This window comes from Bartonella sp. CL71SXKL, from assembly GCF_042194935.1.
GTDB lineage: Bacteria > Pseudomonadota > Alphaproteobacteria > Rhizobiales > Rhizobiaceae > Bartonella.
Genome location: NZ_JBHINI010000022.1, coordinates 5,038 through 14,163, shown reverse-complemented (window position 1 = coordinate 14,163; position 9,126 = coordinate 5,038). Strand labels below are relative to the sequence as shown.

General features: G+C 39.8%; 13 protein-coding genes. 4 read left to right on the top strand and 9 right to left on the bottom strand.

Translation table 11 applies throughout. The features are described from left to right. The first annotated feature begins 515 nt into the window (after positions 1 to 515). Positions 516 to 839: a hypothetical protein gene (locus tag ACFILA_RS08350; RefSeq protein WP_273790865.1), complete on the top strand. Its 324-nt coding sequence runs from the start codon at positions 516 to 518 to the stop codon at positions 837 to 839. Between the two features lie 952 nt (positions 840 to 1,791). Here ACFILA_RS08350 and ACFILA_RS08345 read toward each other — a convergent pair. The 9 genes from ACFILA_RS08345 to ACFILA_RS08305 all read right to left on the bottom strand — a co-directional run bounded on the left by ACFILA_RS08345 (position 1,792) and on the right by ACFILA_RS08305 (position 7,043). Further along, complete coding sequence (locus tag ACFILA_RS08345; RefSeq protein ID WP_375660993.1) at positions 1,792 to 2,952, bottom strand: DUF6990 domain-containing protein; 1,161 nt, start codon at positions 2,950 to 2,952, stop codon at positions 1,792 to 1,794. A gap of 17 nt (positions 2,953 to 2,969) precedes the next feature. Further along, entirely contained in the window at positions 2,970 to 3,341 is a 372-nt protein-coding gene (locus ACFILA_RS08340) for a hypothetical protein (protein WP_375660992.1), read from the bottom strand. 692 nt (positions 3,342 to 4,033) lie between these two features. Beyond that, positions 4,034 to 4,222, bottom strand: a complete 189-nt coding sequence (locus ACFILA_RS08335) for a hypothetical protein (protein ID WP_375660991.1) — start codon at positions 4,220 to 4,222, stop codon at positions 4,034 to 4,036. Between the two features lie 441 nt (positions 4,223 to 4,663). After that, positions 4,664 to 4,822, bottom strand: coding sequence for a hypothetical protein (locus ACFILA_RS08330; protein WP_375660990.1), 159 nt, complete (start codon positions 4,820 to 4,822; stop codon positions 4,664 to 4,666). 88 nt (positions 4,823 to 4,910) lie between these two features. Further along, positions 4,911 to 5,081, bottom strand: coding sequence for a hypothetical protein (locus tag ACFILA_RS08325; protein ID WP_375660989.1), 171 nt, complete (start codon positions 5,079 to 5,081; stop codon positions 4,911 to 4,913). Positions 5,082 to 5,592: 511 nt separating this feature from the next. After that, on the bottom strand, positions 5,593 to 5,751 hold the full coding sequence (locus ACFILA_RS08320; protein WP_375660988.1) for a hypothetical protein: 159 nt from the start codon (positions 5,749 to 5,751) through the stop codon (positions 5,593 to 5,595). Positions 5,752 to 5,840: 89 nt separating this feature from the next. After that, positions 5,841 to 6,500, bottom strand: a complete 660-nt coding sequence (locus tag ACFILA_RS08315; RefSeq protein WP_375660987.1) for a hypothetical protein — start codon at positions 6,498 to 6,500, stop codon at positions 5,841 to 5,843. Beyond that, positions 6,497 to 6,748: a hypothetical protein gene (locus ACFILA_RS08310; protein ID WP_375660986.1), complete on the bottom strand. Its 252-nt coding sequence runs from the start codon at positions 6,746 to 6,748 to the stop codon at positions 6,497 to 6,499. The genes ACFILA_RS08315 and ACFILA_RS08310 overlap by 4 nt, the downstream gene beginning before the upstream one ends. Before the next feature lie 103 nt (positions 6,749 to 6,851). Further along, positions 6,852 to 7,043, bottom strand: coding sequence for a hypothetical protein (locus ACFILA_RS08305; RefSeq protein WP_375660985.1), 192 nt, complete (start codon positions 7,041 to 7,043; stop codon positions 6,852 to 6,854). Between the two features lie 520 nt (positions 7,044 to 7,563). Here ACFILA_RS08305 and ACFILA_RS08300 point away from each other — a divergent pair. The 3 genes from ACFILA_RS08300 to ACFILA_RS08290 all read left to right on the top strand — a co-directional run bounded on the left by ACFILA_RS08300 (position 7,564) and on the right by ACFILA_RS08290 (position 8,977). Beyond that, a complete protein-coding gene (locus tag ACFILA_RS08300; RefSeq protein ID WP_375631439.1) occupies positions 7,564 to 8,127 on the top strand; it encodes an NADPH-dependent FMN reductase in 564 nt (187 codons plus the stop codon). Positions 8,128 to 8,145: 18 nt separating this feature from the next. Further along, entirely contained in the window at positions 8,146 to 8,661 is a 516-nt protein-coding gene (locus tag ACFILA_RS08295; protein ID WP_375637680.1) for a short-chain dehydrogenase, read from the top strand. A gap of 139 nt (positions 8,662 to 8,800) precedes the next feature. Beyond that, positions 8,801 to 8,977, top strand: a complete 177-nt coding sequence (locus ACFILA_RS08290; protein ID WP_375660984.1) for a hypothetical protein — start codon at positions 8,801 to 8,803, stop codon at positions 8,975 to 8,977. Positions 8,978 to 9,126: the final 149 nt, after the last annotated feature.

Genomic DNA, 9,126 nt, shown 5'->3' with positions numbered 1-9,126 from the left:
CTTCCCCTCAACAGATACTGCCGAACCCTCATGAAGCAGTATCCAATCCATAAGAGGATGCACTCTAGCCCTCAAAAAGAGTGCATCCTTCCCCTCAACGGAAACTGCCAAACCCTCATAAGGCAGTATCCGATCCATAAGAGGATTCACTCCGCCTTCAATAGAGTGAATCCTTCCCTTCAAGGGTTTTACTCAATTTTCATCGCATCTCATTTTTATGAACCCTCATTTTTATGAATCCTTGGTCAAAGGCACAAAAGGAAGTTTTCTAGCGACTGCCGTATCACCCATCTTATGGGATTCCACTTGCCTACAGAGCTTTCAAACCTTTTTACGCCTTCATAAAATCGAATCTAAAAGAATTCATTAAGGCAATTAAGGGTAAATTTTGTCAAAATATAGACAAAGTTTATTCTTTTTTGTGATTGTTGTATTTTTACTATAGTTATTTAAATCGAATTTATATATGATACGTATCGATATTTATTTATCGAAATAAATATAGGAGAAAAACTATGAATATCAGATATTTTTTCATAGCGGGGGCTATCACAAGTGGTTTAGCTCTCGCGATTCAAAAATCTGATCGTATAGTCAATAAACAGCCCTCTCCTATTGTTGCACCTTATACTATTGAGAAAACAAATTTACAGTTTGTTAAACAAGTAAGGGACACATCGGATACATTGAATATACTGAGAGTCAGTAATAGAAGCGCATCAGAACAAGCATCAATAAACGATATATACGAGAAAGGAAAAAGTTTATTGAATGCAATAGCTAGTTTTTTAGGATCAATTATTATATATTTCATACAACTTGTTTCTACTAGAGTATAAGCTACAAAAAGTTCTTAAAGTAAAGTTATATACATTTTGTATATATTGTAAAACTTAAATAAAAAGGCCCTTTTTAAATGGGGCCTTTTTTAGTTTAATTTTTCCTTTGTTTTAGTTTAATTTTTATTGTGTTTTTATTTTTATTGGCCAAATATCACAGCCTTCAAAAATGCCATTTTTTGCCTTCCTCTCCCCTCAAATGACAAAGGCTCTAACCCTTAAAGGCTCTAACGGCTCTAACCCTTAAAGGCTCTAACCCTTAAAGCTCCCCCATAGGCTCTAACCCTTAAAGCTCCCCCATAGCGCTTTAATCAATGAGAATACGCAATCCTTTTATTCTTCTTGTTCTTCCCAAAAGTTCCTCTGTTTCAAGAAAATGACCATGCATCCCCTACATCATCGGATTGGCTTACAGATCTCCATGAAGCAGACTGAAAAACACAAAAATACCATATAAATTTTTGTATCAAGATCACCATACTGAAACGTTGTTGCAGCTTAACAAGCGCTGCTTCATTGGCAAGAACAGCTTAAAGACAAAAAACACCTCAAAGGAAAAAGACCCTAACACTGCTCAAAAATGCCATTTTTGCCTTCCTCTCCCCTCAAATGACAAAGGCTCTAACCCTTAAAGCTCCCCCATAGCGCTTTAGTCAATGGACCTTTTCCTCATACCGCTTGAATAAGGCACTTGAATAAGCGATAATTTATGAGCATTTTCTAACAAAACAACAGAACAGTCTTAAAGAAGAGAGTAGAATTTATAATTGATTTTTCCCCCTATTCTTGAGGATCAAGCTATTTCCAGTCTATTTTTTAAAATCTTGGCTATTATTCTTGATTTTTCGAGCCCTTTATTTGGCTCTGGTAAGAAAGGTGTGAAAGCGTCTCAATCATGGCGCTTTCACATCTTTTAAATAAGGGTGCTTTCCTTCAACAGGAGAGTACAACACTAATCAATTTTTATATCCATAAATGCAGGTTCACCATCTTTAATATAAGTAATATCAGGAGCATGTTTTACCCCCTCTGCTTCAAACACGAACTGTTCATCACTCACATCAAATCCTTGTTCCCTTAATTCTTGTTTTTTCTCCTCGACTAATTTTTTATGAAAAGCGCGTTTTTGATTACACGTATTAGGGGATCTCACTCTGAAAAGCTGATAGTCCATGGCTATAGACCACTTCTCAGCAACCCGTTCCAGCAGATCGTAACTGAACTTTCCTTCCCTTTTCACTTCTTGAGCTATCGCTAAAGCGCGTTCCAAATGGACTTTTTCAATGGTTTCATCAAAGCCAAGCTTCTCCCCTGCCGTAAAACTTTCGTCATAAGAAGCTAAAGTCTCAACATCGCCAAGTAAGGCAAGAGCAGCAAGATGCAGCAAAGCATAAGGTGCGAACTCTATGTCATCATCCGGTGCCCAAGATAAAGAGTCTTTTTCCCAAGGGGGAATACCATATTGAGAGCGAAACATTTCATGCAAAGAATCATCTTCCATTGTCCATTTTAAAGTTTTATCGAGTGCTTTCTTTAAAAGCTGGACGCTCACTTTTTCTTCAAAAATTTCCAATCCATTGGGTACAAAATTCATAAATACCGTTGGCACAACCCCAGAATTATGAGGATTAATCGTCTGACAAGCCGCCGCAAAAATACCGCTCATAATTAAAAGTCCGCGATCAAAGGGCGAAAACTCTTCCACTCGTTTCTCGTTATAAAGAAACTGCACTTCGCGATCTGGTAAAAAGAGGGTTGCCAAATAATCTCCCTTTCCCTCGATTTCCACCGACCATCCCAAGCTTTTTAAAAGCCCTGTTGCACTTTCTATCGTGAGAATTTCATCATCATCATAATCGGCAGAGAACTCTTTTTCCTTTAGTTGCAAACGCCTCTTCTGCACCACGGCTTCATCTTTCCAAAACTGCTGCGTTGCAAGATCATTTTCTTTAAGCACTCTTTCCAGCTCGCCTTTCACTTGGAAATTCATTTTCATCCGTTTGAAGACAGAGATATAAAGAGCTAAAACAAGCATGATAATGATCATGCAAATAACAATCATCACCCAGAATCCGGGATCTAATAGAAATACGGCTATAGGATCACTGTTCATTTTTCCCCTCTCAGTCTTTAAAAAAGCCCGTGCGACAGAGAGCTTATGTGCTCTCGCACCGAGATTGCTTCTTCTAGTTTCTGAATATTTTTTCGCAACTCACCCGTCACTTTGGTGCGAAGCCATAACATAACCGGAATAAAAATAATAACACAAACCGTTATGATGTCCGTTGTTTTAAAGAGAACGGCATGCACAACATATTGCCACCCTGTCAGCTGCCAATTCAATACACCTGGTATTTCTAGAACCATTTTCCACATGATAATGAGAACCGCAATAGCAAAGATAATTTTATAATCCTTTGCTGAAAGCAACGCTTGCTGGAGCGAAAAAGAATGCACTCCTTTATGCGTTTCTTGCTCTGATGCCCAATTTTGCTCCTTCATGTATTCCCCTCTCTCTTTGAAAAGACCCGTGCGACAGAGAGCTTATTTGCTATCACACAGAGATTGCCTCTTCTCGTTTCTGGATTTTTTTCCAATTTACGCATTATGATGATGCAAAACCCAAATACCACCGGAATAAAGAAAAGTACACAGACCATTATGGTTTGCGTCATAATAAAAATGATAATATTCGTGGTACCTTGCTACCCTCTTACCTTCCTCACATTGCAAACAATAAAGATTTTCAAACCACGCCAATCTGTAAACAATAGTCACAATTCAGCTTTTTCTTCCCAAAAATTCTCTTATTTTCAAGAAAATCACCCTGCAACCCCACTTCAATAGAATTCATTTCAAAGCTTGAATGAACAAGGCTCATAAAAATACGAAAACAACCCATATACCGCGCGCCCCTACAAGCAAAACCGTTCCTTCCTCACGCCTCAAACGATAAAGTAAGTCCCAAGCACTCACTCTAGGCTCTAAACCCCAAGGGCTCTTATTCCCTTAAATCAATACTAATCCATAATCGGCTTTTCTTTCACTCAATGCCACCCTCAACACTGCTCCTTAGAGAAATGTTTACGGACAACCCATGAAAGAGCACCAAAACATATCAGAGGCAAAATGGTATAGAGAGCAATCCCTATAAAGGCTGAATCTCTCATAATTTCTTCATTATTTTTTCCCTCTCATGACTTCTCAAACGCTGTATCCTGTTCTTGCAAGACGTTTTTCAGTTCTTTTCTTAAACAGCGATACGTTCTCACCTGCTTAAAGACACCATAATAAAGTTGTAAAATCATCATAGGAATACAAGCAACCCACAGTGTCACGAACAGAAGCACGAGACCGAATATTGTAACAAGAATATCGTCCATTTTTCTCTATCGCCTTTTTTATACCAATCCTTTTGATCTGTTATTTTACCCCGTTGCTGGTTTATTTCTTTCAATTTTTGAGTATTTTTTCTCAACAAAAGCCACAATGTTATGAAGAGTATGTACAGAACTGGGAACAAGACCCAAACACACACTGTAATAACTTTCCAAAACGCATACAGAGAGAGAAAAAGAGGTGTATCCTGCCACCCTGTCAAGTTCTCTTGGCTACCCAAAGATGAGAGAAAGAAAATCCTGTTGCACAACTCAATAATGAGCGAGAGGAACCAAATGACAACATGCTCTCGCACAGAAAAATAATCTTTCCCAAAAAAATAGCGTAGTTCATTATAAAATGCTGAATAAAATTCTGACTTTTTCCCCTTCATTGCTCTTCCTTTTTTTATGAAAAATGCATTTCTTTATCTCATGCCCGCTTTTTTAAGAACCACGAAAAGTGCGATGCATGGCGCTTTCCTTATTTTTAATAACCCCCCCCAACTTTCTAAAAGCGCGGTTACTCTTCCCAATGATTAAGAGCATCCTCCTCATTACAAACGAAAATAGGCTCTCTTCTTTGTCTGATGATTTTCCAACCATTCATCCTCCCCTCTTCTTGTGTCACGAGAGCTTCTAAACATTGCCTCTTACCCCTCACGATAGCTACAAAAGCGCCTTGTCACTCTCTTTATCTTACGCGTTTTAATACCCGTCTCATTCTACGATACTTTCTCACCTGCTTAAAGACACCATAATAAAGTTCTAAAATCATCATGGGAGTAAAAGCAACCACCAATGTCACGCACATAAGCACGAAAACAAATATCATGACAAGAATATCGTCCATTTTCCAGTTCACACTTTCTTTATATCGATCCTTTTGATCGGTTATTTTACCCCGTTGCTGGTTTATTCCTTTCAATTTCCGAATATTTTTTACCAACAAAAACCACAATATGATGCCGAGTATCAACATAACTGGGAACAAGACCAAAACACACACTATAATAACTTTCCAAAACGCATACAGAGAGAGAAAAAGAGGTGTATCCCACCACCCTGTCCGTTCTCCATTGCTACCCAAGGATAGGAGAAAGAAAATCCTGTTCCATAACTCAAGAGAGAAAATGTTGTACTCTTTGCTATCCAAGGATGAGAGAGAGAGAATCCTGTTCCACAGCTCAAGAAAGAAAATCCTGTTCCATAGCTCAATAATGAGTGAGAGAAAACAAATGACAACACGCTCTCGCATAGAAAAAATACTTTTTTCGAAAAAATGGCGCAGTCCATTATAAAATGCTGAATTTTTCCCCTTCATTGCTCTTCCTTTTTTTATGAAAAACGCATTTTTTTATCTCATGCCCACTCTTTTAAGAACCACGAAAAGTGCGATGCATGGCGCTTTCCTTGTTTTCAACAAACAGCCCTGATTTTCTAAAAGCGCGGTTGCTCTTCCAAATGATTAAGAGCAGCCTCCTCATTACAACCGAAAATAAGCTCTCCTCTTTGCCTGATGATTTTCCAACCATTCATCCTCCCCTCTTCTCTGTGTCACGAGAGCTTCTAAACATTGCCTCTTACCCCTCACGATAGCTACAAAAGCGCCTTGTCACTCTCTTTATCTTACGCGTTTTAATGCCCGTCTCACTTTACGATACGTTCTCACCTGCTTGAAAACAAAATAGTAAAATTCTAAAATGAGCATGACAACACCCGCAGGAAAAAAGACGTTTAGCAGAAATATCAACCAAAAGTATACGATAAAAAAACAGCTTATTTTTTCTCTATTGTTTTTTACTGGATTATTTTGTTGATCGATTGTGTGACCCCGTTGCTGGATAGCCCCTTCTAACTGCTGAATCTTTTTTTTCAACAAATACGTTAAGATGAGATAAAGCACCAATAAAACAGGTATCAAGGCAACAACAACAACCATGATGACTTCACGCAGCACAAAGAGCGCCAAAAGAGTGCTATCCTGCGATACACTCAACGACCACTTGGATTCTAATGGGATCAAAAGAGCTTTATGACCTATCCCAATAAGGATAGAAATAAGAAAAATAATAATATGATCTTTATAGGAACGAAATGATTTTCCAAAAAAAAGAGAGCACCGTTTGTTATAAAATGTGGAATTTTCCCCCTTCATTTGCTCTTCCTTTTTATACAACTGTTTGTCCCTAACTTTATAAGGACACGCATAATCTCTCAAAGCACCATTGCGTCCATTGTCGTCAAACAGAATACCCAAAGAACACTCGTATTGCATATTCATGTTGCCAATACTTTTGCCAATTCACGTGCTTGTTTTAAAGAAACATCTCTCAACACTTGCAAACCACCGCGCATCACCCCCATTTCATAAACAGCCCCCATGAAGGGGATAACAATAGCGCTCCCATGAATATATCCCCTTACTATAAACTCTATCACCCCTATTGTTTCAATAAAAAATGTAATCCGGCACCATTCATATACGCCCCCTGCGGTCTCTACAATAGCCTTACCCTCCCCTTGCGACAAGCCATACTCGTTCCTCTACGATTACCCATTTACCCTAGGCGCGCGCGCCCCTACAACAGCCATACCCGCCCGCACCCTACAAACAGCCATACCGCTCTGCCCCCTACAACAGCCATACCGCTCTGCCCCCTACAACAGCCATACCGCTCTGCCCCCTACAACAGCCATACCGCTCTGCCCCTACAACAGCCATACCGCTCTGCCCCCTACAACAGCCATACTCGCGCCCCCTGCAACAGCCATACCCACCACCCCTTCTACGACAAGCCATACCGCTATCCCCTACAACAGCCATATCTAGCCTCTACGATAGCCTTTATCCCTTGAAAAGACAGAAGCATTTTTATTCTTTTCTCAATTGTTTTCCGCCCCCCACTTAAGACATGAAAAAAGGAACTTCCATTGATTTGCAAATAATCGCGCAATAAGAGCATTTGAAATGAGAAAATCTTACAACTTTCTTATTCCAATTAAAAGGATCAATGATCATTCAAAATATGACGATATATTCCATTTTTCATTGGGGATCTTGCAAGCCAATAGCTCAGAATATATTCATCAAAGCGCTTCTAAGACAGAGAGACAGCCGCAATTCTTGAGATCAAGCATTTTAATATTAATGAAAGCACTAACATTCCCTTGCAAATTTGAGGTGTTGTTTTGTCAACAATCTTGTTAGCATGGATTGATTCTATAACTATGCGATATCAGCACAATTGCTCTTTATAAACAGCATTGATACGCGCCATTTTACTCACACTTCTTTATAAGCCTTGCGTTATAGGCTTGTGGGGAAAAGATAAAGGAGAATCCTGTTGAATATAGCAATTATTTTGGGGTCTGTGCGTCAACCTTCCTTAACAAGAACTTTAGCCAATTATTTAGCGGATTGCCTCATAAAGCGGGGTGCATCACTTCATTGGGTTGATTTGCGTGAACAGCCCTTGCCGATGACAGATCCAGATTATCATCAGCAGGTAGAGGCTAATCCAAGTGCTGCGGTCCGTGAGTTTGTAAAAACCATTGCAGCGGCTGATGGCGTTATTCTAGCAAGCCCCGTTTATCAAGGGTCTTATTCGGGTGTTTTAAAAAATGCTCTTGATAATTTGAGCTATAATGCCTTTTTAAATAAACCTGTTGGGCTTATCTCTCATGGGAGTACGGCCAAAAAATGCGCACAACCGTGTGAACATTTAGTTCCGGTGGTGCACACGCTTTATGGTTATACACTCCAATGTCAAATCGCCTCTTCCAACGAAGATTTTTCCTCAGATGATGAAGGTCGTACTTGGAAAGTTACAAGTGAAGAGGTACAAACACGTTGTGAAAGACTTGCTGATGAAATGTACACATTTTTAAAGCAAAGAGGTGGGATTTAAAGTAATAAGGGAGGGGGCATGAAAAAAAAGGATGCGCACTATCGTTATTTAGTGGTAGGGGGCACAGGGATGCTTGCCCCTTTGTATCAATCACTAAAGCCGCAAGAAGTGATTATTGCTGCACGCTTTCTTTCCCATAAAGTCCAGCTTGAGGCATTGCACAACAAACAGTTGTGCGTGTCGTTGGATTATGATTGTGCGGCATCAAAGGCGCAATTTTTAGAAGCTGTGAAGCAATGGCATGATCTAAAATATTGCATATTATGGATTCATTCGCCCGCCTATGCATTTTCTTGCGCATTAATTGAGCAGTTGGCTCTTTTGCCTAAACCGCCATGTATTCTTCATATTTTTGGTTCCAACATGCATGATCAAATGATCCTCGAGTGCGCGCGCAAAAACAAGGTTGATTTTATCCCCATTCAATTAGGACAAAAAACAACGCCCAAAGGTTTACGATGGCTGACCCATAAGGAGATAAGCCAACAGGTACTGGATGCCATAAAAAACCATATGAATAAACAAAACTTATGAGCAACACCTATGGCTTTGCAAAAAAGCAGTGCCCCTTCAATCTCTATCCATACCCGAACACCCTCTTGAATAGCCCATACTCTCTTACATCATAGGCTTTGAGAACGAACAATCCCCCTCCCTTACGCCTCTAAACAGCATGCCTATATCAACAGCTCCAAAACCAAACGTTTTTCTAACCCTTCTCACACGGGCTTATCCCCCTCTCACAACCCTCACGGCTCTTGAGCAACCACACACCATTTTACAGTTTCACGCTTTTACGATTTTAAAAATTTACAGAAAACAACAAACTTCCGATCAACCGCCCCATTAAAGCCTATACAAGCCTATTACAAACCTATCATCAGCCTATTCATTGCCATCAGCCCTTTTCCCCCAACGCCCTCCATTCCCCCATTCCAATTTTGACGCATTGCACAATCCAACCATCCTCCATTGGCACCTTTTCTCCCCATATCCTCC